The organism is Specibacter sp. AOP5-B1-6 (assembly GCF_052376555.1).
In the GTDB taxonomy this organism is placed as follows: Bacteria; Actinomycetota; Actinomycetes; order Actinomycetales; family Micrococcaceae; genus Specibacter.
Window position 1 is genome coordinate 19,237 of the sequence record NZ_JBQSVT010000020.1, and the last position, 25,760, is coordinate 44,996.

The 25,760-nt window shown below is 64.5% G+C and carries 23 protein-coding genes and 1 tRNA gene; 14 read left to right on the top strand and 10 right to left on the bottom strand.

The genetic code is table 11. The features are described from left to right. Positions 1-264: 264 nt before the first annotated feature. From betT to ACT3TS_RS11630, 6 genes are all read left to right on the top strand, one after another. The gene (betT, locus tag ACT3TS_RS11605) at positions 265-2,439 is read left to right on the top strand and encodes a choline BCCT transporter BetT (protein ID WP_444531670.1); all 2,175 of its coding nucleotides are present in this window, start codon (positions 265-267) and stop codon (positions 2,437-2,439) included. Continuing rightward, positions 2,436-4,034 (top strand): aldehyde dehydrogenase family protein, encoded by a 1,599-nt coding sequence (locus ACT3TS_RS11610; RefSeq protein WP_444531671.1) that lies wholly within the window; start codon positions 2,436-2,438, stop codon positions 4,032-4,034. Before betT ends, ACT3TS_RS11610 begins: the two co-directional genes overlap by 4 nt. Before the next feature lie 3 nt (positions 4,035-4,037). Next, entirely contained in the window at positions 4,038-5,630 is a 1,593-nt protein-coding gene (locus tag ACT3TS_RS11615) for a GMC family oxidoreductase (protein ID WP_444531672.1), read from the top strand. Between the two features lie 186 nt (positions 5,631-5,816). Beyond that, positions 5,817-6,173 (top strand): YraN family protein, encoded by a 357-nt coding sequence (locus tag ACT3TS_RS11620; protein WP_444531673.1) that lies wholly within the window; start codon positions 5,817-5,819, stop codon positions 6,171-6,173. Then, positions 6,173-7,726 (top strand): YifB family Mg chelatase-like AAA ATPase, encoded by a 1,554-nt coding sequence (locus ACT3TS_RS11625; RefSeq protein WP_444531674.1) that lies wholly within the window; start codon positions 6,173-6,175, stop codon positions 7,724-7,726. The genes ACT3TS_RS11620 and ACT3TS_RS11625 overlap by 1 nt, the downstream gene beginning before the upstream one ends. Further along, positions 7,723-8,988 (top strand): DNA-processing protein DprA, encoded by a 1,266-nt coding sequence (locus ACT3TS_RS11630; protein WP_444531675.1) that lies wholly within the window; start codon positions 7,723-7,725, stop codon positions 8,986-8,988. The genes ACT3TS_RS11625 and ACT3TS_RS11630 overlap by 4 nt, the downstream gene beginning before the upstream one ends. Positions 8,989-9,057: 69 nt before the next feature. Here the strand turns inward: ACT3TS_RS11630 and ACT3TS_RS11635 are convergent, their stop codons facing one another. The 4 genes from ACT3TS_RS11635 to ACT3TS_RS11650 form a co-directional block, all read right to left on the bottom strand. Beyond that, positions 9,058-9,519 carry an SRPBCC domain-containing protein gene (locus ACT3TS_RS11635; RefSeq protein ID WP_444531676.1) on the bottom strand — a complete coding sequence of 154 codons (462 nt, stop codon included), beginning with the start codon at positions 9,517-9,519 and terminating at the stop codon, positions 9,058-9,060. Between the two features lie 8 nt (positions 9,520-9,527). Beyond that, positions 9,528-10,175, bottom strand: a complete 648-nt coding sequence (locus ACT3TS_RS11640; RefSeq protein WP_444531677.1) for a dihydrofolate reductase family protein — start codon at positions 10,173-10,175, stop codon at positions 9,528-9,530. 1 nt (position 10,176) lies between these two features. Continuing rightward, positions 10,177-10,515, bottom strand: coding sequence for an ArsR/SmtB family transcription factor (locus tag ACT3TS_RS11645; protein ID WP_444531678.1), 339 nt, complete (start codon positions 10,513-10,515; stop codon positions 10,177-10,179). A 123-nt stretch (positions 10,516-10,638) separates the two neighbouring features. Beyond that, positions 10,639-11,040, bottom strand: a complete 402-nt coding sequence (locus ACT3TS_RS11650) for an NUDIX domain-containing protein (protein ID WP_444531679.1) — start codon at positions 11,038-11,040, stop codon at positions 10,639-10,641. A gap of 141 nt (positions 11,041-11,181) precedes the next feature. On the opposite strand from ACT3TS_RS11650, the gene ACT3TS_RS11655 reads away from it, so the two are divergent. From ACT3TS_RS11655 to ACT3TS_RS11665, 3 genes are all read left to right on the top strand, one after another. Beyond that, positions 11,182-12,216: an LCP family protein gene (locus ACT3TS_RS11655; RefSeq protein ID WP_444531680.1), complete on the top strand. Its 1,035-nt coding sequence runs from the start codon at positions 11,182-11,184 to the stop codon at positions 12,214-12,216. Positions 12,217-12,280: 64 nt separating this feature from the next. Further along, entirely contained in the window at positions 12,281-13,216 is a 936-nt protein-coding gene (locus tag ACT3TS_RS11660; protein ID WP_444531681.1) for a tyrosine recombinase XerC, read from the top strand. Between the two features lie 213 nt (positions 13,217-13,429). After that, entirely contained in the window at positions 13,430-13,933 is a 504-nt protein-coding gene (locus ACT3TS_RS11665; RefSeq protein ID WP_444531682.1) for a DUF3145 domain-containing protein, read from the top strand. 121 nt (positions 13,934-14,054) lie between these two features. On the opposite strand, the gene fabF is transcribed toward ACT3TS_RS11665, so the two are convergent. The 6 genes from fabF to aceE form a co-directional block, all read right to left on the bottom strand. Next, positions 14,055-15,314, bottom strand: coding sequence for a beta-ketoacyl-ACP synthase II (fabF, locus tag ACT3TS_RS11670; RefSeq protein ID WP_444531683.1), 1,260 nt, complete (start codon positions 15,312-15,314; stop codon positions 14,055-14,057). A 126-nt stretch (positions 15,315-15,440) separates the two neighbouring features. Further along, the gene (locus ACT3TS_RS11675) at positions 15,441-15,689 is read right to left on the bottom strand and encodes an acyl carrier protein (RefSeq protein WP_444531684.1); all 249 of its coding nucleotides are present in this window, start codon (positions 15,687-15,689) and stop codon (positions 15,441-15,443) included. A gap of 89 nt (positions 15,690-15,778) precedes the next feature. After that, positions 15,779-16,840 carry a beta-ketoacyl-ACP synthase III gene (locus tag ACT3TS_RS11680; protein WP_444531685.1) on the bottom strand — a complete coding sequence of 354 codons (1,062 nt, stop codon included), beginning with the start codon at positions 16,838-16,840 and terminating at the stop codon, positions 15,779-15,781. Next, positions 16,837-17,790, bottom strand: coding sequence for an ACP S-malonyltransferase (locus ACT3TS_RS11685; RefSeq protein WP_444531686.1), 954 nt, complete (start codon positions 17,788-17,790; stop codon positions 16,837-16,839). Before ACT3TS_RS11685 ends, ACT3TS_RS11680 begins: the two co-directional genes overlap by 4 nt. 144 nt (positions 17,791-17,934) lie before the next feature. Next, positions 17,935-19,290: a PucR family transcriptional regulator gene (locus tag ACT3TS_RS11690; RefSeq protein WP_444531687.1), complete on the bottom strand. Its 1,356-nt coding sequence runs from the start codon at positions 19,288-19,290 to the stop codon at positions 17,935-17,937. Between the two features lie 190 nt (positions 19,291-19,480). Then, entirely contained in the window at positions 19,481-22,222 is a 2,742-nt protein-coding gene (gene aceE, locus ACT3TS_RS11695; RefSeq protein WP_444531688.1) for a pyruvate dehydrogenase (acetyl-transferring), homodimeric type, read from the bottom strand. Positions 22,223-22,530: 308 nt separating this feature from the next. On the opposite strand from aceE, the gene ACT3TS_RS11700 reads away from it, so the two are divergent. The 5 genes from ACT3TS_RS11700 (at position 22,531) to ACT3TS_RS11720 (ending at position 25,646) form a co-directional block, all read left to right on the top strand. Further along, positions 22,531-22,950 carry a DUF3052 domain-containing protein gene (locus ACT3TS_RS11700; protein WP_444531689.1) on the top strand — a complete coding sequence of 140 codons (420 nt, stop codon included), beginning with the start codon at positions 22,531-22,533 and terminating at the stop codon, positions 22,948-22,950. A gap of 7 nt (positions 22,951-22,957) precedes the next feature. Further along, complete coding sequence (locus ACT3TS_RS11705; protein ID WP_444531690.1) at positions 22,958-23,443, top strand: peroxiredoxin; 486 nt, start codon at positions 22,958-22,960, stop codon at positions 23,441-23,443. Between the two features lie 2 nt (positions 23,444-23,445). Continuing rightward, positions 23,446-24,486, top strand: coding sequence for a Sir2 family NAD-dependent protein deacetylase (locus ACT3TS_RS11710; protein WP_444531691.1), 1,041 nt, complete (start codon positions 23,446-23,448; stop codon positions 24,484-24,486). Between the two features lie 71 nt (positions 24,487-24,557). Further along, positions 24,558-24,633: transfer RNA gene (locus ACT3TS_RS11715), tRNA-Val, on the top strand. A gap of 110 nt (positions 24,634-24,743) precedes the next feature. Next, entirely contained in the window at positions 24,744-25,646 is a 903-nt protein-coding gene (locus ACT3TS_RS11720) for an exonuclease domain-containing protein (protein ID WP_444531692.1), read from the top strand. The last annotated feature ends 114 nt before the right edge of the window (positions 25,647-25,760 follow it).

Consider the following 25,760-nt stretch of genomic DNA (forward strand, 5'->3'; position numbering starts at 1 on the left):
CCGCCGCCGGTGTGCCGCATAACAGTGTCATGCGGCGCACCCACCGTGGGTTTTGCGCAGCTTGGGACAACTGGCAGTGAACTTGGACGCGCAGCCTAGCTCCGGTTGTGCTTATGAGTACTTGGACGCGCCACTGCGCCCCGGATGGCACTTTGGATGTGAGTTCCCTCCTAAAAACCCGCAGGTAACATGTTTCGGACTGGCAATCTACTGCCCGCGGCTTGTTACCATGCAGTCATGAGTCGAAACAAAAGTATCGAATCCATGCCCAAAACCAGAGGCGAACCGCCTGCCGACACCAACGATGAGACCGGTGGGCGAAACCCCATCAACAAAGTGGTCTTTTTCGGTGCGGCCGGCGGTGTGTTGGCCATCGCGCTTTGGGCCATCATCGACCAAGAGGGCGCGGACCTCGTCATCAGCACGGTCGTGGGCTGGGTCGGCTCCACCTTCGGCTGGTATTACTCGCTCGTGGTCGTCCTGGTGCTGGCCTTCGTGATCGCCGTGGCCTTCAACAAGGTCGGCAAAACGCGGCTGGGACCTGACCACTCCCGACCCACCTTCAACCTCTTCACCTGGACGGCAATGCTGTTTGCCGCCGGCATCGGCATCGACCTGATGTTTTTCTCGGTCTCCGAACCGGTCGCCCAATACCTGGCGCCGCCTGCGGGCGACGGCAGCACCGTTGAGGCCGCCCGCCAAGCCCTCGCCTGGACCTTGTTCCACTACGGCATCCTCGGCTGGGGACTCTACGCGCTCGTTGGTCTGGCCCTGGCCTACTTCGCCTACCGCCACAACCTGCCCTTGAGTATCCGGTCGGCGCTGTACCCGATCCTTGGCAAGCGCATTCATGGCGGGCTCGGCGACGCCGTCGACATTGCCGCCGTCCTGGGCACAATTTTCGGTATCGCCACGTCCCTGGGCATCGGTGTTGCCCAGCTGAACTTTGGCTTGAACTTCATGTTTGGCATCCCGGAAAACACGTCGGTGCAAATTGCGTTGATTGCCGTTGCCGTCATCATGGCGACCGTCTCCGTGCTCACCGGCGTGGAAAAGGGGATCCGGCGCCTGTCGGAACTCAACGTCATCCTGTGCATCGCACTGATGCTGTTCGTGCTCTTCGCCGGCAAGACCCGGTACCTGCTGGACGGGATCATCCTGAACATCGGCGATACGATCTCCCGCTTCCCGGGCATGGCACTTGACACCTTTGCCTACGACCGCCCGGATGCCTGGCTCAACAGCTGGACCTTGTTCTTCTGGGCCTGGTGGATCGCCTGGGCCCCCTTCGTCGGCTTGTTCCTGGCCCGCATCTCGCGCGGCCGGACCATCCGCCAGTTTGTTGGCGGCGTGCTCGTGGTGCCTTTTGCCTTCATTCTGCTGTGGATCTCGATCTTCGGCAACAGCGCCCTGGACCTGGTGCGCAGCGGCAACAGTGCCTTTGGTGAAATGGCCATGAGCCATCCCGAGCGCGGCTTTTACCTGATGCTCGACCAATACCCCGGAGCCACCTTCACGGCAGCCGTCGCAACATTCACCGGCCTGCTGTTTTATGTCACCAGCGCCGACTCCGGTGCACTCGTCATGGCCAACTTCACCTCGCGGTTGAAGGACCCCGGCGCCGACGGTGCCAAGTGGGTCCGCGTCTTCTGGTCGGTGGCGACCGGGTTGCTGACCCTGTCCATGCTGCTGGTCGGGGGAGTGGCCACACTTCAAAACGCCACCGTCATCATGGGGCTGCCATTCTCCGTGGTGCTGCTGTTCATCATGCTGGGCCTGTACAAGGCGCTCAGGGTGGAGAACGCGCTGGCCGGAAGCTACCGTGCCGGACTCCACGGCGTGCTGTCGTCGCGGGCAGAAGGCACCGGCCATGACAGCCGGCGCGGCTGGAAACAACGACTGGCCAGCGCCGTCAACTACCCGGGCAAACGGCAGGCCCAAAAGTTCATGACCGAGGTGGCCCGCCCCGCACTGGAAGAGGTGCGCGATGAATTCGCCGCCCAAGGCATCGAGGCCGCCCTGGACTTCGGCACCGTGGAACCGCCGGGCATTGGCACGGCAGACCTGCTGATCCAGCATGGGGACGAGCGGGCCTTCAAATACCAGGTGTACCCGGTCCAGCGCGAGGTGCCGACGTATGCCACAGCCTCCGTAAAAACCGAGCACTACTACCGGATGGAAGTGTTCTCCCTGGAGGGCAGCCACGGCTACGACCTCTTTGGCTGCGGCCGGGAACAGGTCATTGCCGACGTCCTGGACCACTACGAAATACATGTGGCCTTCCTCCACGAAAACGGCGGAACCGCCGGAATCAGCAAAATCGCCGAAACCAGCGAAGCAAAGACGGACTGGGAAGGCGACTTCGACACCGTCGACGACGCACCCATGGCCGCCGCACCCACACCCCCGAACGACGCATTGGATCAGGAGAAATCATGACCGAACAAAACTTTGCCCGACCGGCTGCCACCAAGGCCGGAAGCATGTTCATCGACGGCGCATGGGCGCCCGCGGCAGCCGGAGGCACCCGCGACATTGCCTGCCCGGCTGACGGGCAGCTCGTGGCGACGGTCTCGGAAGGGACGGCGGAAGACTCCGAACGCGCCATTGCCGCAGCCCGCGCCGCCTTTGACTCGGGTGTGTGGTCCTCCGTCCCCGCCCCGCAGCGCGGAGATTTCCTGCTCAAGGTTGCCGACCGGCTCCGGGAGCGCAAGGAAGAATTTGCCCGCGCCGAATCCGCGGACACCGGCAAGCGGATCCTTGAAAGCCGGCTGGACATGGACGACATTGCCGCCTGCTTCGACTACTTTGGCCGCCTGTCGGGCCAGCAGGCAGGCCGGATCGTTGACGCTTCCGACAACAATGTGCTCTCGCGCATTGTGTACGAGCCGGTCGGCGTCTGCTCCATGATCACGCCATGGAACTACCCGCTGTTGCAGGCAGCCTGGAAGATCGCCCCGGCTCTGGCAGCCGGCTGTTCCTTCGTCCTCAAGCCCGCCGAGCTGACCCCGTCAACCGCCATCTTGATGCTCGACGTGCTCGATGAGCTGGGGCTGCCCGCCGGTGTTGCCAACCTCGTCACGGGGGCCGGTGCCGCCGTCGGGCCTCCCCTCTCCAGCCATCCGGACGTGGACATGGTCTCGTTCACCGGCGGACTGGTCACCGGACGCAGCATTGCCGCGTCCGCTGCCGGAACCGTCAAGAAGGTTGCCCTGGAACTCGGGGGCAAGAACCCCAATGTGATCTTCGCGGACGCAGACTTTGACGCAGCCCTCGACAACGCCCTCAACGGCGCCTTTGTGCACTCCGGCCAGGTGTGCTCCGCGGGGGCACGGCTGCTGGTGGAGGAATCAATCGCCGAAGACTTCGTCAACGAACTGGTGCGCCGGGCGGACGGCATCCGCCTGGGCGGGCCCTATGACGAGCAGGCCGAGACAGGCCCGCTGATCTCCGCGGCCCACCTGGAAAAGGTCGACGCCTACGTCCGCAAGGGCCGGGACGAGGGCGCCCGGATCCGCTGTGGCGGACGCCCGGCCACCGCGGCCGAGGTCGGCGCTGCCCGGGGAACTGCAACGGCCAACGGCAACGGGTCGCAGGCAGGCGGCGCGAAGGCGGAGGGGCACTACTATCTGCCCACCGTCATCGACCAGGTTGCTTCCGGCATGTCGGTGCTTGTCGACGAGGCGTTCGGACCCACCGTCACCGTCGAAACGTTCCGCACCGAGGACGAGGCCGTGGCCCTGGGCAACGACACCATTTACGGCCTGGCGGGTGCAGTCTGGACCCAGGACGCCGGCAGGGCCCAGCGCGTGGCCGGCCGGCTGCGCCACGGCACCATCTGGATCAACGACTTCCACCCGTACCTCCCGCAGGCCGAATGGGGCGGCTACGGCCAATCCGGTGTTGGCCGTGAACTGGGCCCCACCGGACTGGGGGAGTACCAGGAAGCCAAGCACGTGTACCAAAACCTCGACCCGCAGGTCACCGGCTGGTTTGCCGATCACGAAGCCAGCGCCACACAGGAGGAGAACTAACACATGGCCACCATTGAAGAAGCAGCCAACCGCACCTTTGACTACATCGTCATCGGTGGCGGATCGGCAGGTGCCGCCGCGGCAGCACGGCTCAGCGAAGACCCCGCCGTCGAGGTGGCACTCGTGGAGGCCGGTCCGGACGACCACGGGCTGCCTGAAATCCTCCAGCTTGACCGCTGGATGGAACTGCTGGAGTCAGGGCTCGACTGGGACTACCCCATCGAGGAACAAAAAAACGGCAACTCGTTCATGCGCCACGCCCGGGCACGGGTCATGGGCGGCTGCTCCAGCCACAACTCCTGCATTGCTTTTTGGGCGCCGCGCGAAGACCTGAACGCTTGGGAATCGGTGCACGGAGCCACCGGGTGGAATGCGGAGATGGGCTACCGGCTGTTCAAGCAGCTTGAAACCAACGACGACGCCGGCGCCTCGGCACCGCACCACGGCGACAGCGGACCGGTCAAGCTCATGAACGTCCCGCCGTCGGACCCCTGCGGTGTGGCACTCCTGGACGCCTGCGAACAAGCCGGCATCCCGCGGGCGAAATTCAACGACAACACCACAGTTGTCAACGGCGCGAATTTCTTCCAGATCAACCGCCAGCCGGACGGCACCCGCGCGTCGAGCTCCGTGTCCTACATCCACCCGATCATGGACCGGAAGAACTTCACGCTGCTGACGGACCTGCGGGCCCGCGAGCTGACCTTTGACGAGGCGAACAAGTGCACCGGCGTCAACGTGGTGGATTCGGCTTTCGGCCGCACGCACACGCTGACGGCCAGCCGCGAGGTGATCGTGTCCGCCGGTGCCATCGACACGCCGAAACTGCTGATGCTTTCGGGCATTGGCCCGGCGGAGCACCTGCGCGACCACGGCATCGCGGTCCGGGTGGATTCGCCCGGCGTCGGCGAGAACCTGCAGGACCACCCCGAAGGCGTCATCCAGTGGGAGGCGAAGCAGCCCATGGTGGCGGAATCCACGCAGTGGTGGGAGATTGGCATCTTCTCGCCAACCCGCAGCGGACTGGACCGCCCGGACCTGATGATGCATTACGGGTCCGTGCCGTTCGACATGCACACGCTGCGCCAGGGCTACCCGACGACGGAAAACGGCTTTTGCCTGACCCCGAACGTCACCCATGCAAAGTCGCGCGGCACCGTGCGCCTGCGCAGCCGGGACTTCCGTGACAAGCCGAAGGTGGACCCGCGCTACTTCACCGACGCCGAGGGCCACGACATGACGGTCATGATCGCCGGCATCCGCCGGGCCCGTGAAATTATTGCCCAGCCGGCCATGGCCGAGTGGGCCGGCACGGAACTCTACCCCGGACAGGATGTGCAAAGCGATGACGAAATCGCCGACTACATCCGCCGCACGCACAACACCGTCTACCACCCGGCCGGCAGCGTCCGGATGGGTGCCGGCGACGATGCGATGGCGCCGGTGGATCCGCAGCTGCGGGTCAAGGGTGTCACCGGGCTGCGGGTGGCCGACGGCTCCGTCATGCCAGAGCTCGTGACGGTGAACCCCAACATCACCACCATGATGATCGGCGAACGCTGCGCGGAACTGGTCCGCGAGGCCGCCGGCAGCTGATCCGGAAGTTTTAACTGCCAACGCACGACGTCGGCGACCCGCCCCACCCGGGCAGGTCGCCGACGTCGTGCGTTAAGGGCAGTTTTGTTCCCCCACAGGCGGTGCAGGCTGCCTGACTGTCCACAAATCGCGTGGGGGAGCTGTTGCGGCACCCCAATGCCAGCAAAGCTGGCAGTGGAGGCAGTCATGAGAGCAAAAGACGCACTGGGGCAAAGCGGTGAACGGGTGGCGGCGGACTATCTGGAGGACCGCGGCATCCGGGTCATCGACAGCAACTGGCGGTGTGCCCAAGGTGAAATTGACCTGGTGGCCCTGGACGGCAGCGAGCTTGTCATCGTTGAGGTGAAGACGCGCAGGTCCCGGCGGTACGGGGATCCGCTGGAGGCGCTGACCCGGGCAAAACTGTTGCGGTTGCGCACCCTGGCGGTGCTTTGGGCACGCGAACACCAGCATGTCATCGGTGCCCTGCGGATCGACGCTGTCGGCATCATCATGGACCATTCGGCCCCGCCCAGCATCGACCACCTCAAGGGCGTGGCCTGATGGGAATGGGACGGGCCCTTGCCGTGGCGCTCGTTGGATTGAACGGGCACGTGATTGAGGTGGAGGCCGACATTGGCCAAACCCTGCCAAACTTCATTCTCCTGGGGCTCCCGGATGCTTCGCTCCAGGAGGCCCGGGACAGGATTCGTTCGGCGGCACAAAACTCCGGAATTCCCTTGAGCAGGCGCAAGATCACGGTGAACCTGGTGCCCGCGTCCCTGCCCAAAAAAGGTTCCGGATTCGATTTGTCCATCGTCATGGCTGCGCTCAACGCCGCCGGCGACGTCCGGCGCACGGGCGGAACCGTGTTCATCTCGGAGCTGGGACTCGACGGGCGGCTGCGGCCCGTCCGGGGCGTGCTGCCGGCCGTGCTTGCGGCGTTCTCAGCCGGGTACAAGGAATTCGTCGTGTCCACCGCAAATCTTGCCGAGGCGCGGCTGGTCAAAGGGGCGAAGGTCCGCGGCTACGACTGCCTGGCGCAGGTCGCCATCGACTTTGACGCCGATCCCAAGGACCTGGCCGGCATCGAAGGCACCTGGAGTCCCGGCGCGGATTCTGCCGGGGCAGCCCAGGAAACGGCCGTGGCCCAGCAAGGTGTTGACCTGTCCGAGGTGGCCGGCCAAGCCGTGGCACGGCTCGCACTGGAGATCGCCGCCGCAGGAGGGCACCACCTGATGATGGTCGGCCCGCCCGGCTCAGGCAAAACCATGCTGGCCGAACGGCTGCCGGGGCTCCTGCCGGACCTCAGCGACGCCGAGGCCATGGAGGTTACCGCCATTCACTCCCTCGAGCACAGGGGCGCCGGCCTCGTGGAGTTGATGCGCCGGCCGCCGTATGAACGGCCGCACCATTCAGCCAGCACGGCGGCCATCATCGGTGGCGGCAGCAGCATACCGCGTCCGGGCGCCGCCTCCAGGGCACACAGGGGAGTGCTGTTCCTTGACGAGGCACCCGAATTCGACAAGCGGGTCCTGGACGCCCTGCGCCAGCCGCTGGAAAGCGGGGAGCTTGTCCTGCACCGCTCTGCCGGAACGGCGGCGTATCCTGCCCGTTTCCAACTGGTCATGGCCGCCAACCCCTGCCCCTGCGGAAAAGCCACGGGCAAGGGCATCAACTGTGAGTGCACGCCCATGGCGCGCCGGCGCTACTTTGGCCGGCTCTCTGGTCCGCTGCTTGACCGGGTCGACATCCAGTTGCAGGTCAACAAGGTGCAGCTGTCGCAGCTCGCCGACGCAGGGGAACGTGAATCCAGTGCCACGGTGGCCGCCCGGGTGCAGCTGGCGCGCAACATGGCCGGTGAACGGCTCCAGCAATGGGGGCTTGCCCACAACGCGGACCTGACAGGGCGTATCTTGCGCGGTCCCCTGCGGCTGGGCGGGCACGACACAGCACTGTTGGACAGGGCCATGGGCACTGGAGTGCTCAGCGCCCGCGGCTACGACCGTGTGCTGCGGCTGGCCTGGACCGTGGCGGACCTGCAGGGACGGGAGCGACCGGGCAGCGACGACGTTGGGCTGGCGCTGACATTGCGGCAACGAGGAGAAGGACTATGAGCAACGCAGGAAACCAGGCGGCAGACATGGGGCTGCGTGTTGCCCGGGCCGCCCTCACCCGGCTGATGGAGCCGTCGGACTTGCCGGGGCTGGCCTTGATTCAGGTTTTGGGACCGGAAGAGGCACTTGCCTTGATTGGCAGCGGGGATTCCTCCAACGCCCGCGTCGAACGCGAGGTCACCGAGGTGTTGAATACCGCAGGCACCGAACGGTGGACAGGCCTGGCGGAGGCGTTGGAACGATGGCGGCCGCGGCTGGTGGATGTGGCCCCCGAACGCGACCTGGCCACAGTGGAAAGAATGGGAGGAAGGCTGCTGGTCCCTGAGGACGAACACTGGCCCCAGGCGTTTGATGACCTGGAACTGGGCGCCCCGATAGCCCTCTGGTGCAGGGGAAGCCTGCGGGACATCCCCGCACAGCCGCATTGCATCGCCGTGGTTGGGTCCCGGGACAACACCAGCTACGGAGCCAACGTCACCGCGGAGATCGCCAGTTCGCTGGTGCAGCGAGAATTCACTGTTGTCAGCGGGGGCGCCTACGGCATTGACGCGGAGGCCCACCGAGGTGCGCTCAGCGCCTTCAACGCCGGCAGTTCTTTTCCCGGGTTGCCAGCGACCGCGGCGTCCCTGCCCGCGGTCCCGGAAATCGGCCGGCCGCCGACCATCGCCGTCATGGCCGGGGGAGTGGACAGGTTTTACCCTTCCGGAAATGAGGATCTGCTGCGGACCATCGCTGAACGCGGGCTGGTGGTGGCCGAGGTGCCACCCGGGACCAACCCGACCAGGTACAGATTCCTGCAGCGGAACCGTTTGATCGCCGCACTGTGTTCGGTCACGGTGGTGGTGGAAGCCAGATGGCGTTCAGGTGCGCTCAACACTGCCCATCATGCAGAAGCACTCAGCCGGGTGGTGGGGGCCGTGCCGGGCTCCGTGTACTCCGCCAATTCGGCCGGGTGCCACCGGCTGCTCAAGGAAGGCTCCGCGGTTTGCGTCACCGATGCCGCCGACATCGCCGAACTTGCCGGTGCCATGGGCGAGCACCTTGTTGCCGAACCACAGGTGCAGGCGGCCCTGTATGACGGTTTGGGCACACAGGACCTGCTGCTCCTGGATGCCCTGCCGCTGCGCATGGCCTCAACCATTGAAAAGTTGTGCCTCGTTGCGGGACTCAGTGCCACAACGGTCCTGTCCGGGCTGGGCAGGCTTGAAGCATTGGGGCTGGCGGAGAGGCTGGCCGGCGGCTGGAAGCGCTGCGCCCAATAGCGTCGCGGCCGACGGCCTGACAGCCTCAGCGTTGTCGGTTTCTCGGCATCGCCGGGTGCGCAACGTACGCTACTTGAGGTAGTTGCCCAATGCTTCGAGCAGGCCCCGGGTGCCTTCCTCGCGGCCCGGCCCGTCGGCCTGGAACTGGTCGAAGAAGACGCCGTGCTCGACGTGTGTGAACCGGGTGCCGTCGTAGATCGGCTCGAATTCCAACGATGCCACGGACGTCGACATGTGGACCCCGTCGAGCCACATGTCGTACGTGGTGACGATCCGGACGTGCTCGACGATGTCTGTATATGTGGCCTCGTACCTCGAAACCGGACCATTGTGAAACGTGCCCTCGTCGACGTCGCGTCCGCCGATGCGGAAGTCGAATGCCCACTCACCGGGCTCAGCGGCGTCACCGGCGCCCCACCAGCTCAGCTTCTGGTCCTCTTCGGCAAATGCGCTCCAGAGGAGCTCAAGGGGAACGGGGTAGTCGCGGGTCAGGGTGAAGCCGGCGTGGGCGAGTCGGCGTTCGATTGCCATGTGATGTCCTATCGCGTGAAGGTGACGTGGATTGTGCCGCTCTCTGCGACTTCCGTCGTCACCTTGTGGGTGAGGTCGAGACCGGCCAAGTCGTCCCACAGCCGGGTTCCCCGGCCGAGGACGATCGGTGCGACCAGGAGGTGCAACTCGTCGACCAGGCCGGCGCGCAGGAATTCCCTCGCGGTGCCGACTCCGCCGCCGATGCGCACGTCCATGCCGGCTGCGGCTTCTGTCGCTTCTGCGAGCACGTCCTCGATTCGGGTGTTGCGGAAGTGGAATGTCGTTCCGCCCTGCATCGGGATCGACGGACGTGGTGCGCTGTGGGTGAGGATGTACACCGGGGTGCCGAACGGCGGCTGGTCAGCCCACCAACCTTTCCAGTCCGGGTCGTCGGGGAACGAGTGCAGGCCGAACATGGCAGCGCCCATGATCTCGGCACCGACTCCCTTGAAGAACGCGGCAGCGTGGGAGTCGTCGATGCCTGTCGTGCCGGTGCCGCTGATGTCGCCGAAGACATGCTCGTGGAACGTGCGGGTCGCCGAGTAGGCTGCGGTGAGGCGGCCCCAGTCCTCGCCCATCGGGTTTTCAGGTGATCGGGCGGTTGTTGAGGTGTAGCCGTCCAGCGAGACGAACAGGTCCATGCGTACGCGGGTCATATCAGGTCTCCTTTGGGGTGGTGCGGATGAGGTGGATGCCGAGCCGGTCGGCTTGGTGTTCTGCCGGGGTTCGTTGTTCGCCGAGCCACAGGTGCAGGACGTCGAGGGCGCCGGGTCGCAGGCTCACGGTTCGGACACGTCCGTGCTTCCGGGACGTGACCAGTCCCGCGTTCTCAAGGAGGCGCAGGTGTTGCATGAGCGAGGGCAACGCCATCGAGAACGGTGCCGCGAGTTCGGAGACGACGGCGGGCGACTTCGCCAACCGTTCCACGACGGCCCGTCGCGTCGGATCCGCGAGGGCCCGGAGCACGGCGTCGAGCTCGATGTGATAGTTAGGCATATACCTAATCATTCTTGAGGGGGCGGGATTCGTCAACAGCCTTAAAGGTACCGACCGGCTGCGGTGTAGTTAAATCTGTGCCCATGATTCCTGCCCGCGTCGGGAACACCGGCCGAACAGGACTTAGCTCAAGACCTGCTTGAAGAGTGCTGGGTAGTCACCGCTGGCGAGGTTCAAGGCAATTGCGTCGTCCAGACTGAACCAGCCCATGGCGTCATGTTCATCAGGGGCGGCGTTAACGATGTCACCGTCCCAATCCTCAATCAGCCAGATTTCCTGGCACATTTCAGCGTCTTGACGTGTCAGCAGCGCTTTCCCGGCAGGCGCAGTGATCTCCACGCCCAACTCTTCTCGAATCTCACGCACAAGAGCTTGCCTGCCATTCTCTCCCAGCTCGAGGTGGCCTCCGGGGAAGTCCCAGACATTGGGATGGCGCAGCTTCGACGCCGAGCGGTGCACGAGAAAAACGTGCCCCGCACGCACGAGCATGCCGCACGAAACGTAATGCATCAAAGGCTCTTTCATGGAAGGAGTCTACTGAGGATCCCGGGCGTTGGACGACAGGACCAACGTACCGAACCGGACCAGCCGGGGCACTTCATTGCCGCCAGAGCACAGCTCCTGGATTGAGAGACAAAATGGGCCGGCGGTGGCAGGATGGCGACTATGAGCAACGATGCGGAGCAAGCACAGCCCGCCCGCCGCAGACGCAACAAGCGGCGAAACGTCCTGCTGGTCGTTCTGGGGTTGTTCCTGGTGGCTGCCTTGGCCAGCGTTGTCTTTGTTGGCAACCTTGCGCGCAGCTTTGACACAAAAACCCAAAAGATCCCGATGGCCTTCCCGAACGAAACCCTGCGCCCGGTGAAACCCAGCGAAGGCCCGGCTGCGGATGCCATGAATGTGTTGATTCTCGGCAGCGACAGCCGCGGGGATTCTCTCGACCTGGCAGAAGGCGGCGATCCCTCCAACCAACGCTCGGACACCATGATGTGGATGCACATCCCGGCCGACCGAAAGAACATTTTCCTGATGTCGGTCATGCGGGACACCTGGGCGGACATTCCCGGGCACGGGCAGGCAAAGATCAACGCCGCCATGGCCTTTGGCGGTGTCCCGCTGGTGGTGCAAACGCTCGAAGGCATGTTCAAGAACCGAATTGACCATGTCGCCATTGTTGATTTTGAAGGGTTCAAGGCCATCACCGATGCCCTGGGCGGTGTGGAGGTCGACGTCCCGCTGCCCTTCACCTCCACTCACGGCGACTACACTTTTGCGGCAGGTCCGCAGAAGCTCAACGGTGACCAGGCGTTGGCGTTTGTCCGTGAACGGTATGCCTTCAGCGACGGCGACTTCCAACGCGTCAAGGACCAGCAAATCTTCCTCAAGGCGGTCCTGAACACCGTCCTGGCCCCGGCCACCCTGGCCAATCCGGTCACGGTGACCGCGCTCGTTGACAAGGTGTCTCCGTACATCAGTGTTGATTCGGGTCTTGATGCGGCGGTGGTTGGAAACCTCGCGGTGAGCCTGAAAAGTGTCCGTGGCGGAGATGTCATCTCTTTCACTCTGCCGTCCCTGGGCACAGGCACCAGCACGGATGGCCAGTCAATCGTACTGCGGGACGACGACGCGATCGCAGCCATTGCCCAGGCCCTCACCGATGATTCGCTCGGGTCATACGTTAAAGGCGCCGGACTGGGCTAGCTGAAAACACGGCGTTGCGGCGGGGCAGCTTGCCACGGCCGGTCCGACAGCGCACAGTGGTTGTGTGGATCCAGAAGAACGTTCAGCCCTGCCGCCCGCATTGGCCCGGGCAGCCGATGCATTCGAGCGCTATCTGCGTGCGGAGCGGGGCCGTTCGGAACACACCATCCGGGCCTATCGCGGAGACATTGACGCCTTGTTGATTCACGCCGTCACCGAAGGCAACACCTCCCTGGCTGAGGTGGACCTGGGCTCGCTGCGACGCTGGATGGGTGAGCAGAACGCTGCGGGACTGGCGCGCTCGACACTTGCACGCCGCGCAGCCACGGTGCGCAGCTTTACCTCCTGGGCCCTGCGGGAGGAGATCATTGCGGTGGATCCGGCATTGCGTTTGAAAGCGCCGCAGCGTGAGAAGAACTTGCCGGCCGTCTTGCAGCAACAGCAGGTCCGGCGGCTGTTTGAAGAACTGGCCGCCACGGCTGAAACCGGCGACCCGGTTCCCCTGCGGGACCTGGCCATGGTTGAGCTTCTTTACGCGAGCGGAATCCGCGTGGGCGAAATGGCCGCCTTGGATCTCGTGGATGTGAACCGGGAACGACGCACGGTCAGCGTGGTGGGCAAGGGCAACAAGGAACGCACAGTGCCCTTCGGGCTGCCCGCCGACACTGCCCTGGGCAGGTGGCTGGACGTGGGGCGAAACAAACTGCACAAGCCAAAAAGCGGCACCGCCCTGTTCCTGGGACAGCGGGGCGGACGCATCGACCAGCGCACGGTGCGCTCAGTGGTGGACAAACACCTGGCTTCACTGGGGGACACCTCCGCAACCGGACCGCACACCCTTCGCCATTCCGCAGCCACACACCTCTTAGACGGCGGGGCGGACCTGCGTGCCGTGCAGGAAATTCTCGGCCACAGCTCCCTGGCCACCACACAGCTGTATACCCATGTCTCGGTGGAGCGGCTCAGGGACAGCTATCGGACAGCCCACCCGAGGGCCTGAGGGGAAGAATTTGCCCCTTCGCCGTCATGGAAAGTCCCTACGGTGGCGTAATCAGCTCAGCTACGGCACAATAAGAGGGAGCAAACGCTCAATAACGAAAGGCCCGGCGTCACAGCCGGACATTCAGGGTCAGTTCACATCGGATCCGCGCACCACCAGTTTCATCCTAAGAAGGTCGTTGGGGAAGACGCACCTACTGCAATGGAGGATGGAATGAAGGTCGAAAACACGCGCGGTGTTTTGTTTGTGCACTCAGCCCCGGCTGTCATGTGCCCGCATATTGAATCATCCATTGCCGGGGTGATGGACCAGCGCACGGACTTGCAGTGGACTGCACAGCCCGCGGCGCCCAATGTGCTGCGCACCGAACTTTCCTGGCGCGGGCCTGCCGGAACCGGCGCCCGCCTTGCCTCGGCCCTGCGCGGCTGGGCAAATTTGCGCTACGAAGTCACGGAAGATCCCAGTGCCGGCGTCGACGGATCGCGCTGGTCCCACACCCCCGAACTGGGCATTTTCCATGCGGTTGCCGACGTCCACGGAAACATCATGGTGTCCGAGGACCGCATCCGGTACGCCTACGAAGCGGGCAAGGGCGACCCGTCCCTGGTCTACCAGGAGCTGTCACTGGCACTGGGTGAGGCGTGGGACGAGGAACTGGAACCATTCCGCCATGCTGCAGCCGGGGCGCCCGTGCGCTGGCTCCACCACGTAGGCTGACCCGCCTCCCCTTAAACAAGTAACCCGCAGTTGTGGTTGTAAAACCGGCGAAATACTGCCGGATTACGACCACAACTGCGGGTTACTTGTTGGTGCGGGGGCGCGGGGCGTGCCTTGGCTGTCAGGCCATCTCAACCTTGGGGCCGGTGCTGCGGATGGCCACAACGGCGTTGTGCCCGCCAAAGCCGAAGGAGTTGTTCAGGGCCATGATCTCGCCGTCGGGCAGTTCACGCGGGGTGCCCGTGACAACGTCGAGCGGGATTTCCGGGTCCTGGTTTTCCAGGTTGATGGTGACGGGGGCCAGCCGGTGGTACACAGCCAGCACAGTCATCACCGATTCAACGGCACCCGAGGCGCCCAGAAGGTGGCCCGTCTGGGACTTCGTGGCGGAGACGCAGACATTGTCCACGTGCTCACCCAGGGCGGCCTTCAGTGCGGTGTACTCGGGGCGGTCGCCCACCGGGGTGGAGGTTGCGTGGGCGTTGACGTGCACCACGTCTTCGGGCAGGGCGCGGGCGTCAAACAAGGCAGCCTTGAGGGCACGGGTGGCGCCCAGGCCCTGGGGATCCGGGGCCGTGATGTGGTAGGCGTCGGCGGTAACCGAGGTGCCGGCAAGCTCGCCGTAGATGCGGGCACCGCGGGCAATCGCGTGCTCTTCGGCCTCAAGCACCAGGGCACCTGCGCCTTCACCCATGACAAAGCCGTCGCGGTTCACGTCGTAGGGCCGTGACGCCGTTTCGGGGGAGTCGTTGCGCTTGGAGAGCGCCTGCATGGCGGAGAATGAAGCCATGGGCAGCGGGTGGATTGCTGCTTCAGCGCCACCGGCCACGACGACGTCGGCCTTGCCTGAACGGATCAGTTCCAGTCCGATGTGGAGCGCTTCGGTCCCCGAGGCGCAAGCCGACACGGGGGTGTGGGCGCCGGCGCGGGCGCCGAGGTCGAGGCTGACTGCTGCGGCGGGACCGTTGGGCATGAGCATGGGAACCGTCATGGGCAGGACGCGGCGGGGGCCCTTTTCGCGCAGGGTGTCCCACGCGTCAAGGAGGGTCCACACGCCACCGATGCCGGTGGCGAAGGCAACGGCGAGGCGGTCGTGGTCGATTTCTTCCAGGCCGGAATCCTTCCAGGCTTCGCGGGCGGCGACGACGGCGAACTGGGTGGAGGGGTCCATGCGCTTGGCTTCAACGCGACTGAGGACGTCTGTGGCAGGAGTTGTAACTTTGGCTGCGAAATGTACGGGCAGATCGTACTTCTCCACCCAATCGTCAGTGAGCGTGTGGGCGCCGGAGACGCCTTTGAGGGCGTTCTTCCACATGGTCGGGACGTCGCCGCCAATGGGCGTGGTGGCGCCCAGTCCGGTGATGACTACTTTGCGGGCCATGGTTCAACTCTCTACAAAATTTATGGGGCAGGACTCGGGGATGTTGATGTGGTTGGCCGGCGTCCTGCTTTCCGGCCAACCACCAGGCCCCGTGCCGCTTGCGCGGACAGGGGCAAAACTCAGGGCTTACTTGCCCTGTGCGGCCTCAATGAAGCTGACAGCGTCGCCAACGGTCTTGAGGTTCTTGACTTCCTCGTCCGGGATCTTCACATCGAACTTCTCTTCAGCGTTGACAACAATGGTCATCATTGAGATGGAGTCGATGTCCAGGTCATCCGTGAAGGACTTGTCCAGCTCGACCGCTTCCGGGGCAAGGCCGGTCTCTTCGTTGACGATTTCGGCCAATCCGGCCAGGATCTCTTCGTTGCTAGCCATTGACGGCTCCTTTTCTTCTTGTGCTGTGATCAAGGACTTGATCTTTTCAGGCATGATGATCAAACCACGGATGTGGCCCGATACGTTTGTTAGGGCAGGCGCACAACTTGGGCGCCAAACACCAGTCCGGCACCAAAGCCGATCTGAAGCGAAAGTTTACCGGAGAGCTCGGGGTTCTCCGCGAGCAGGCGGTGTGTTGCCAGCGGAATCGAGGCGGCCGAGGTGTTGCCGGCGTCGGCAATGTCGCGGGCGATGATGACCTGCTCGGGCAACTTCAGCTGCTTGGCCAGCTCGTCGATGATGCGCATGTTGGCCTGGTGCGGCACAAACGCGCCGAGGTCAGCGGCGGTGATGCCTGCGTCCGCAAGGGCCTTCTTCGCCATCTTCGCCATTTCCCACACGGCCCAGCGGAACACGGTCTGGCCGTCCTGGCGCAGCGTGGGCCACAGCGTGGAGTGTGCCTCGTCGGCGGCGGCGAGGGCGACGCCGTCGCCCTTCATGGCCTGCTCGCTGAAGTCGCGGATGTCCAACTGGGAGTGGGTCATGCCGATGGTGTCCCACTTGCTGCCGTCGGAACCCCACACGGTGGGGCTGATGCCCGGCTCGTCGGAGGGGCCGATGACAACAGCGCCGGCGCCGTCGCCGAGCAGGAACGAGATGGTGCGCTCGTGGTTGTCGATGACGTCCGAGAGCTTTTCAACGCCGACGACCAGCACGTACTCGGCGGTGCCGGAGCGCACCAGGGCGTCGCCCTGGGCCACGCCGTAGCAGTAGCCGGCACAGGCGGCTGAGATGTCGAAGGCGGGTGCCGGTGCGGCGCCCAGCCGTTCGGCGATCAAGGCGGCGGCCGACGGCGTCGCGTAGGGGTGCGTGACTGTCGAGACGAGCACGGCGCCGATCTGGGACGCCTCAATTCCGGCGTGCTTGATGGCTTCGGCGCCTGCGCCCACGGCCATGTCCACCACCGAGACGTCCCTGGGGGCGCGGTGGCGGGTGATGATGCCGGTGCGCTGCTGGATCCACTCGTCGGAGGAGTCGATCCACTGGCACACATCTTCGTTCGTGACGATTTCGCTCGGCCGGTACGCGCCGATGCCCAGGATGGTGGATCCGGCGCGGAGTGTGTGTTGTTTCAGTGTCGGGGTGCTCACAGTGTTCCTTCTTGGGGCGCGGAGTGTGCTGCCAGCAAGTCCTGGGCAGCTTGAAGATCATCGGGCGTTTTCACGGCAACGGTCACAATGCCGGGGATGCCGCGCTTGGCCAGGCCGGTCAGCGTCCCGGCCGGAGACAGCTCAATCAGCCCTGTCACTCCCATGGCGGCCATGGTTTCCATGCACAGGTCCCAGCGGACCGGCCGCGACACCTGGGCGATCAGGGACTGCAGTGCCGCGTCCCCGGAAGGCACGACGGCGCCGTCGTAGTTTGACAGCAGCGGAACCGTGGGTGCGTGGGTGGTCAGCGACGGGGCAAGCGCCTCAAGGGCTGAAACCGCCGGTGCCATGTGGTGGGTGTGGAAGGCGCCGGCAACCTGCAGCGGGATGACCCGGGCCTTGGCCGGCGGGGCAGCCACCAGGGCCGCGATCTGCTCGAGCGTGCCGGCGGCCACCGTCTGGCCCTTGGAATTCATGTTCGCCGGTGTCAACCCGGTCGCCGCAATGGCCGCGAGGACCTCCTCGGCGTCACCGCCAACAACGGCGGCCATCCCCGTGGGGGTTGCCGCGGCGGCGTCGGCCATGCGGTTGGCACGCTCGCGCACAAATGCCATGGCGTCGGCGCTGGAAAGGGTCCCGGTCAGGGCGGCGGCGGTAATTTCACCCACGGAGTGCCCGGCCACAACCACCGGGCGGGAGGCAACGGCGGCGGGGGCGTCGTCGCCCAAAAGCGCACGGGCCGTGATGAGTCCGGCCGCCACGATCAAGGGCTGCGCCACGGCGGTGTCCTTGATGGTCTCGGCATCCGAGGTGGTGCCGTGGGCCAGCAGGTCAATCCCTGCAGCGTCGCTCAGGGCGGCCAGTTGTTCCTGCACGCCCGCGCGTTCAAGCCATGGGGAAAGGAAGCCGGGGGATTGGGAGCCCTGTCCAGGGCAGACTATTGCAAGCACATTAACCAGCTTTCCAAACTTAACGGCATTTTCACGGTGTTTTCATGCACCAAGCTCTTCTGCACAATTTGTAGGAAGTCTACAATATCGTTGTCCGCAGGGCGCCATCGGTGACTTTTTTTGGGCGAAAAAGGACTAACTCCCTCAGCTTTTGCCCCTGCTGCGGGAGGTCGCTGCCCGGCCATCCGGCGCAGCGTGTAGCGGGACCGCGGCCGGGACTTGTTTGCCCGCCTGCTTGACGGGCTGTTTGCCTGCCGGGAGCTTGGCCGGGGCGGGCGTGGCCAGCCTGCCCACGATGAGGGCCGTTTGCAGGACAAACGCCTCGCGGGGGATCAGCGGGTCCCAGCCGGTGACATCGCAGACGCGGCGCAGGCGGTAGCGGACGGTGTTGGAGTGCACAAAAAGCTCCCGGGCCGCGGCCTCCAGGGAATGGCCGCCCTGGAGGTAGCTGCTGAGGGTTTCGATCAAGCCGTTCGAGGCGGCAACCAGGGGGCGGTGGATGCCGAGCAGCAGGGCCCGCCGGGCCGACTCGTCGCCGCCGATTACGCGCTCCGGCAACAAGTCGTCGGCGGACACGGGGCGGGGGGCCGAGGACCAGCCCTTGACCACTGCAATACCGGCAAAGGCCGCCTGGGCCGAGGCTGTGGCGTCCGCCAGCGTTGCCGCGAGCGGTCCGTAGACAACCGGCCCCGGAGCGAAGAGTTCGCTGAGCCGGACATAGGCAGACTCCGGCGTGGTGACATTGCCGAGCACGAGGATCAGCTTGTCGCCTTGAATGCCGACCATGACGTCTTCGGCAAAGCGTCCGGCAGCCCGGCGCAAGGTCGCCAGGAACAAGGCATTGGCTTCGGAGGGGGCCGGCCCCACCATGATGGTGAAGCGCCCGTGCGTGGTCCAGCCCAGGGCGGAGATGCGTGATTGCAGGGCGTCGGCGTTTTCCCCGCGCAGGATGCCGTCCACAGCAAGGGCCTCCAGCCGGGTGTCCCAGGCGCCGCGGTTTTCCGCCGCGCGGGCATAAACGTCGGCCGCGGCGAAGGCCACTTCCCGCGAGTAACGCAAGACAGCTTCCCGCAGGTCAACCTGGTCTTCCGGTGCTGCCAGTTCCGGGACCCTGTCCTCGACAACCTGGACCACCGTGCGGATCAGCTGCAGAGCACGCTGCAGGCTGATGGAGCGGGTCAATTCGGTTGGGGCTGTGCCAAACACGTCCGAAAGAACCCAGCTGGGCGATGACGGGTGTTCATACCAGGACACAAAGGCGGTGATGCCATTTTGGGCCACCATGCCCAGTGCCGAGCGTTCGTCGGCGCTGAGCCGGCTGTACCAGGGAAGTGTCCTTTCCAGCTCCTTGTGCATCATGGTGGAGAGCGTGCCAACGCTTGCCCGCAGCCGCTGCAAGGTCTCGGAAGTGCTCTTGACTCCGCTGCTCCTGTGCTGTGCCTGCTTGCCGGCGGAGTCTTTTTCCGGTGGCGGTGCCGCCGGCGTGTTCTTTGCTGCCATGTCTCGAGGATATGTCTTTATTGCCCGCAGGCGTTATTTGTGTGAACCCCACAAGTTTGGCGGACGGCGCTGGGTGCGTGATTGCCGTGGGCATGCGGCTTAACGCAGAACGGGTGGTTGCTGTTGCTGTGGAACTTCCACAGCAACAGCAACCACCCGTCAGCAGGCTGCCATCAGCCGGCCGTCAGTGTCAGCTGTCTCCGCCGGCGTTGCCGGTGGTGCCCGCGTTGACGTTGAGCAGGTCGTACTTGGCGATCGCCTGGGCGGGTGCCCCGGCGTCGACCTCGCCGCGTTGGGCCAGCATCTGCAAGGTCCGCACAACCACTGAGTGGGAGTCGATCTTGAAGAAGCGCCGGGCCGCTGCGCGGGTGTCGGAGAAGCCGAAGCCGTCCGCGCCCAGGGTTGCGAAGTCATTGGGCAGGAACTGGCGGACCTGGTCCGGCACTGCCTTCATGTAATCGGTGACAGCGACCACGGGTCCGTGCGCATCAGCCATTTTGGCGGTGATGTACGGGACGCGCGGTTTGTTCTCCGGGTGCAGGAAGGAATCTTCCTCAGCCGCAAGGCCGTCGCGGCGCAGTTCGGTCCAGGACGTCACCGACCATACATCGGCGGCAACACCCCATTCCTCGGCCAGGATCTGCTGCGCTTCCAGCGCCCACGGTACGGAGACGCCGGAGGCCAGCAGCTGGGTGCGGGGCCCTTCGGTCTCAGCAGCCTTGAGCAGGTAGATGCCCTTCGTGATGCCTTCAACGTCCATGTTCTCCGGCGCCTTGGGCTGGATGATGGGCTCGTTGTACACGGTGATGTAGAACATGACGTTGGGATCGACGGAATCCTTGCCGTACATGCGCTCCAGGCCGGCATGCATGATAACGCCGATCTCATAACCGTAGGCGGGGTCGTAGGTGACGACTGCCGGGTTCGTCGCGGCCAGGATGGGGGAGTGGCCGTCAGCGTGCTGGAGCCCCTCACCTGTCAGGGTCGTGCGTCCGGCGGTCGCGCCAATGATGAAGCCGCGGGTCATTTGGTCCCCGGCGGCCCAGAAGGAATCGCCGGTGCGCTGGAAGCCGAACATGGAGTAGAACACGTAGATCGGGATCAACGGTTCGCCATGGGTGGCGTAGGCGGTGCCGGCGGCGGTGAACGCTGCCACGGAACCGGCCTCGTTGATGCCGGCGTGCACGATCTGGCCGGAGATCGATTCCTTGTAGGCCAACACCAGGTCGCGGTCCACGGAGAGGTAGTTCTGACCGTTGGGGTTGTAGATCTTCGCGGTCGGGAAGAACGCGTCGATGCCGAAGGTGCGTGCCTCATCCGGGATGATCGGGACGATGCGCTGGCCGATGCCCTTGTCGCGCATCAGGTCCTTGAGCAGGCGCACGAACGCCATGGTGGTGGCCGCGTGCTGCTTGCCGGAACCACGGTTGGCGACCTCGTAGGTCTTGTCTCCGGGGAGCTCAAGTTCGGTGTGCTTGCTGCGGCGCTCCGGGATGAATCCGCCCAGTGCCTGGCGGCGTTCCATCATGTACTGGATTTCCGGGGTTTCCATGCCGGGGTGGTAGTACGGGGGACGGTACGGGTCGGCTTCGAGAACCTCGTCGCTGATGGGCAGGCGCAGGTGGGTGCGGAAGTCCTTCAGGTCCTGCAGGGTGAGTTTCTTCATCTGGTGCGTGGAGTTGCGCGCCTCGAAGTGGGTGCCCAGGCCGTAACCCTTCACGGTGTGGGCCAGGATGACTGTGGGCTTGCCCTTGAACTCGGTGGCTGCCTTGTAGGCCGCATAGACCTTGTGGTAGTCGTGGCCGCCACGCTTGAGGTTCCAGACCTCGTCGTCGCTGAGGTGCGCGGCGAGTTCCTTCGTCTGCGGGGTCTGGCCGAAGAAGTGCTCGCGCACGAATCCGCCGGACTCGGCCTTGTACGTCTGGTAATCGCCGTCGACCGTGGTGTTCATGACGTCAACAAGTGAGCCGTCTTCATCCTTGGCAAGCAGGTCATCCCACTCACGGCCCCAGAGGACCTTGATGACGTTCCAGCCGGCGCCGCGGAAGAACGCTTCGAGTTCCTGGACGATCTTGCCGTTGCCGCGCACCGGGCCGTCGAGGCGCTGGAGGTTGCAGTTGATGACGAAGGTCAGGTTGTCGAGCTTGTCGTTCGCTGCCAGCTGAAGCAGGCCGCGCGACTCGGGCTCGTCCATTTCGCCGTCGCCAAGGAAAGCCCAGACGTGCTGGTCGGTGGTGTCCTTGATGCCGCGGTTGTTCAGGTACCTGTTGGACTGTGCCTGGTAGATCGCGTTCATCGGGCCAATGCCCATGGAGACGGTGGGGAATTCCCAGAACTCCGGCATGAGCCGCGGGTGCGGGTACGAGGAAAGGGCGTGGCCCTCGTGGGACTTCTCCTGGCGGAAACCGTCAAGGTCTTCCTCGGAGAGGCGTCCTTCCAGGAATGCGCGGGCGTACATGCCGGGGGAGGCGTGGCCCTGGAAGAAGACCTGGTCCCCGCCGCCGGCGTGGTTCTTGCCGCGGAAGAAGTGGTTGAAGCCAACCTCATACAGGGTCGCAGCACCGGCATAGGTGGAGATGTGTCCGCCAACGCCAATGTCGGGGCGCTGGGCCCGGTGCACCAGGACGGCGGCATTCCACCGCAGCCAGGCGCGGTATTTGCGCTCGATTTCCTCGTTGCCGGGGAACACAGGTTCCTGGTCGGCGGGAATGGTGTTCACATAGTCGGTGGTCGTGACCATGGGCACGCCAACACTTTGAGCGCCGGCCCGCTGCAGCAGGCTACGCATAATGAATTGGGCACGTTCTGTGCCACGTTCCTGAATCAACGAATCCAAGGACTCAAGCCATTCGGCTGTCTCTTCCGGATCGCGATCAGGCAGCTGGTTAGTCAACCCGCTGAGGATATGGGAGTTCTGGTCTCCTGCAGCCACGTCCAACCTCTCTTAAAAGCAGTGTGGGGCGCCCAATGCTGTGGCCTTGGGCGTGTACAAACACTCTAGACCGCCGTAACCCGTTGTGCGTAGCTGCGCCCGCCCCGTGACGACGTGACGGACCCCGGCGGCCGTCCACCGCAAGGAACTCACAGCCGCGTCCGTAACATAAATCACAATGCGGCGGGGTTCCGTGCGGGAAGTTTGTTGCTATTCGCTGTTAAGTAGGGGCAACATGGGCACAGCCCTTAGACTGGGGTTACTGACCAACAACCAGCGCGCAAGCGTTGACCGCAGGAGGAAATAACGTGAGTGAGGCCGACGCCGGCACTGTTGCCAAGGTGGCAGGCAAATTGGGGTTCAAGGATGAGGATCTTGTCCAGGAACTCGGATACGACGACGACGTTGATTTTGGGCTGCGCGACAGCATTGAGGACCTGATCGGGTCCGAAATGTTCGACGAGGATGATCATGACGTTGTGGACGCCGTCATCTTCTGGTGGCGTGCAGACGACGGCGATTTGGTGGATTCCCTGGTGGATTCGCTGACAACCCTGGATGAGGGCGGAGTGGTGTGGATCCTGACACCCAAGTCGGGCCGGGAAGGTTACGTCCCGCCGTCGGACATTCAGGAAGCGGCACCCACGGCCGGGCTGCATGTCACCACCACCGCCGGGGTTTCCACGGATTGGGCGGCAACCCGCCTGGTTCCGCGCAAGCGCCAATAGGGCCGGAATGCCAATGAAGCACGACGGCGGCGCGCACCCAGGCTTGCATGTGGGGGACATTGCTCCCGACTTTTGCCTGCCAAACCAGTTTGGTGAGCCAATTTCGCTTGCCGGGCTGCGTGGCACCGCGGTCGCCGTCGTGTTTTATCCCTTTGCGTTTTCAGGGATTTGCACCGGTGAGTTGTGCGAACTGCGTGACAACTTTGCCGACTTCGCTGACGCCGGTGTGCGGTTGCTGGCCATTTCCGTGGACAGCAAATACACGCTGCGCGCCTATGCGGAGAGCGAAGAATACGCCTTTGACCTGCTGTCCGACTTTTGGCCGCACGGCGAAACCGCCCGTGCCTACGGCGTGTTTGACGAGACCCGCGGCATGGCCGGACGCAGCACCTTCCTGCTCACTGCCGACGGGGTCATCGCCGACATGTTCAGCACCCCCGCCGGGCAGGCCCGTCCGCTCGGCCGGTACAGGCAAGCGCTGGAGCGGCTGTAGCCATGGACAGCGTGCGCCCGGGCATCGGCGAGACAGGATTCGTCCAGCACAGCGCCGCGCCGCACGGCGCCGGGCCGGGTGGGCAGGCGCGGCAGGGTTCGGCACCGGACGCGCAGCCTGATGCGGAGCATGGCCCGCAGTCCCGTGCGCTGCGCGGTGCCATTGCCGCAGGCCCCGGTTTGGCCGACGCCGACATGGCGGCACTGGACGGCGTGGCCTCCCTCCTTCGCCGCCATCCCGCAGCACTGCTGACCGGGGCGGGGCTGAGCACCGATTCGGGGATACCCGACTATCGCGGACCCAATTCCCCTCCGCGGCAACCCCTCACATACCAAGAGTTCATGGCGGACCCCCAACTGCGCCAGCGGTATTGGGCAAGGAACCATGTCGGTTGGGCGCACATGCACCAGGCCGAGCCAAACGCCGGGCACCTGGCGGCAGCGGCGCTGCGCGAGAGCGGGCACCTCACCGGCATCATCACACAAAATGTTGACGGACTGCACGGGGACGCCGACACCCCCGACGTGGTGGATTTGCACGGGCGGTTTGACCGGGTTGTTTGCATGGGCTGCACCAACACATACTCCCGGGCATTTATTGCGATCATTCTGACCGAGCTCAACCCCGGGTTCCTGGCGGCGGTCACCACGGCCGGCGGGGTATCGGCAGCTCCCGACGCGGATGCGGACCTTGAGAGTGAGAAGCTCATTGCCGGGTTCAAGGTCGCCAAATGTCCGTTGTGCGGCGGCTTGCTGAAACCGGATTTTGTGTTTTTTGGTGAAAACGTGCCGAAGGACCGGGTTGCCCGTTCCTTCGAGCTGGTGGATGCTGCCGGGTTTCTGATAGTGGCCGGATCGTCGCTGGCCGTCATGAGCGGGCTGCGCTTTGTTAAAAAGGCCAACAAGGACGGCAAGTCCGTGGTGATCATCAACCGGGGTGAGACACGCGGGGACCCGTTTGCCGATGTGAGGTTGGAGGCAGGTGTGGGGGAGAGCCTTGGCTACCTCGCTGATGTGCTGGGACTCGATTGGCGCAATCACTAATTCATCATGTACAGTAGTTTCTCGTTGGTCAGGCCGACAAGCATAAAGCTTGGAAGCCTGAAGCAATGAATGGGTCTTTAGCTCAGCTGGTAGAGCGCCACGTTTACACCGTGGATGTCATCGGTTCGATCCCGGTAGGACCCACCACTGAAGAACCCGCGGCATCAAGGAAACAGCCTTGAAGCCGCGGGTTTTTTGTTTCCGGCAAACAGGCCGGCAGCAGTGCGCAGCAAGGTGCGCGGCGACAGGGAGAACGCATGCAGGGGATTTCTTTCACGGCCATCGACTTCGAGACGGCCAACAACTTCCGGGCCTCGGCCTGCGCCGTCGGTCTGACAAAGGTGCGGGCGGGGGTTGTGGTTGAGCAGGCAGCCTGGCTGATGAATCCGCTGCCTGGATATCGCGAGTTCCACCCCGTTAACGTGGGCATCCACGGCATCACGGCACCCCAGGTGCGAAACATGCCCGACTGGACCGGCATCCATGGGCCCATGATGGACTTTATTGGTGGTGACGCCCTGGTGGGCCACAATGTCAGCTTTGAGAAGTCGGTCATTTCCAAGGCCAACGAGGTGTGCGGGCTCCCTGCTCCCGCCCTGGATTTTCATTGCACCCTGGCCTTGGCCCGGCAGCATCTGGCGCTGGCCCATTACACGCTCTCTGACGTCGTTGGGGCGTTGGAACTGCCCGCATTCAACCACCACGACGCCGGGGACGACGCGCGTGCCAGCGCCCTCATCGCCATTGAATTGGCCCGGCGCAACGGTGCTTCCAGCTTGGACGCGCTGTGGCCGCCCGCAACCAAGGCAGCTGCCAGAATGCCCAGCTACTACTCGGCCGGCTATACGCGGAAACTGGCGGACCTGCCGCAAGCAAACACGACGGCCAATCCGCACGGGCCACTTTTTGGGCAGACAATTGTTTTCAGCGGAGACATGGCAGCCCTGCCGCGGTCGGAAGCCCAGGATGCTGCGGCAGCAAAGGGCGCCACGATTGCCAACAGCACCACAAAGAAGGTCACCATGGTGGTCAGTGCTGAGTTGGAACGTGGCGGCCCGCCCAGTGCGAAGGTCAAGCGCGCCCACGAACGTGCCGCGGCCGGTCAGGATATTCAGGTCATCAGTGAACTGCAGTTCCTGCGCCTGATGGCGTTCAAGTAGCAGCGGCTGCGCGCAACCGGGACTCAGGCTGGACTCAGCTGGGCAACCGCCTTGACGGGACAGCTTCCCGGGCACCTTCCCGGGTCAGGTGACGTCACGCCGTCGTACGTTGCA

Bases quoted from the DNA above. Each gene is read 5' to 3' on its own strand.
- ACT3TS_RS11690 (WP_444531687.1), bottom strand. From the start codon at position 19,290: ATGGCAGCAAAGAACACGCCGGCGGCACCGCCACCGGAAAAAGACTCC.
- fabF (WP_444531683.1), bottom strand. From the start codon at position 15,314: ATGGCCCGCAAAGTAGTCATCACCGGACTGGGCGCCACCACGCCCATT.
- ACT3TS_RS11655 (WP_444531680.1), top strand. From the start codon at position 11,182: ATGAGCAACGATGCGGAGCAAGCACAGCCCGCCCGCCGCAGACGCAAC.
- ACT3TS_RS11675 (WP_444531684.1), bottom strand. From the start codon at position 15,689: ATGGCTAGCAACGAAGAGATCCTGGCCGGATTGGCCGAAATCGTCAAC.
- ACT3TS_RS11640 (WP_444531677.1), bottom strand. From the start codon at position 10,175: ATGACCCGCGTACGCATGGACCTGTTCGTCTCGCTGGACGGCTACACC.
- ACT3TS_RS11645 (WP_444531678.1), bottom strand. From the start codon at position 10,515: ATGCCTAACTATCACATCGAGCTCGACGCCGTGCTCCGGGCCCTCGCG.
- ACT3TS_RS11665 (WP_444531682.1), top strand. From the start codon at position 13,430: ATGAAGGTCGAAAACACGCGCGGTGTTTTGTTTGTGCACTCAGCCCCG.
- ACT3TS_RS11650 (WP_444531679.1), bottom strand. From the start codon at position 11,040: ATGAAAGAGCCTTTGATGCATTACGTTTCGTGCGGCATGCTCGTGCGT.
- ACT3TS_RS11720 (WP_444531692.1), top strand. From the start codon at position 24,744: ATGCAGGGGATTTCTTTCACGGCCATCGACTTCGAGACGGCCAACAAC.
- ACT3TS_RS11635 (WP_444531676.1), bottom strand. From the start codon at position 9,519: ATGGCAATCGAACGCCGACTCGCCCACGCCGGCTTCACCCTGACCCGC.
- ACT3TS_RS11625 (WP_444531674.1), top strand. From the start codon at position 6,173: ATGGGAATGGGACGGGCCCTTGCCGTGGCGCTCGTTGGATTGAACGGG.
- ACT3TS_RS11620 (WP_444531673.1), top strand. From the start codon at position 5,817: ATGAGAGCAAAAGACGCACTGGGGCAAAGCGGTGAACGGGTGGCGGCG.
- ACT3TS_RS11610 (WP_444531671.1), top strand. From the start codon at position 2,436: ATGACCGAACAAAACTTTGCCCGACCGGCTGCCACCAAGGCCGGAAGC.
- ACT3TS_RS11615 (WP_444531672.1), top strand. From the start codon at position 4,038: ATGGCCACCATTGAAGAAGCAGCCAACCGCACCTTTGACTACATCGTC.
- ACT3TS_RS11705 (WP_444531690.1), top strand. From the start codon at position 22,958: ATGCCAATGAAGCACGACGGCGGCGCGCACCCAGGCTTGCATGTGGGG.
- betT (WP_444531670.1), top strand. From the start codon at position 265: ATGCCCAAAACCAGAGGCGAACCGCCTGCCGACACCAACGATGAGACC.
- ACT3TS_RS11710 (WP_444531691.1), top strand. From the start codon at position 23,446: ATGGACAGCGTGCGCCCGGGCATCGGCGAGACAGGATTCGTCCAGCAC.
- ACT3TS_RS11630 (WP_444531675.1), top strand. From the start codon at position 7,723: ATGAGCAACGCAGGAAACCAGGCGGCAGACATGGGGCTGCGTGTTGCC.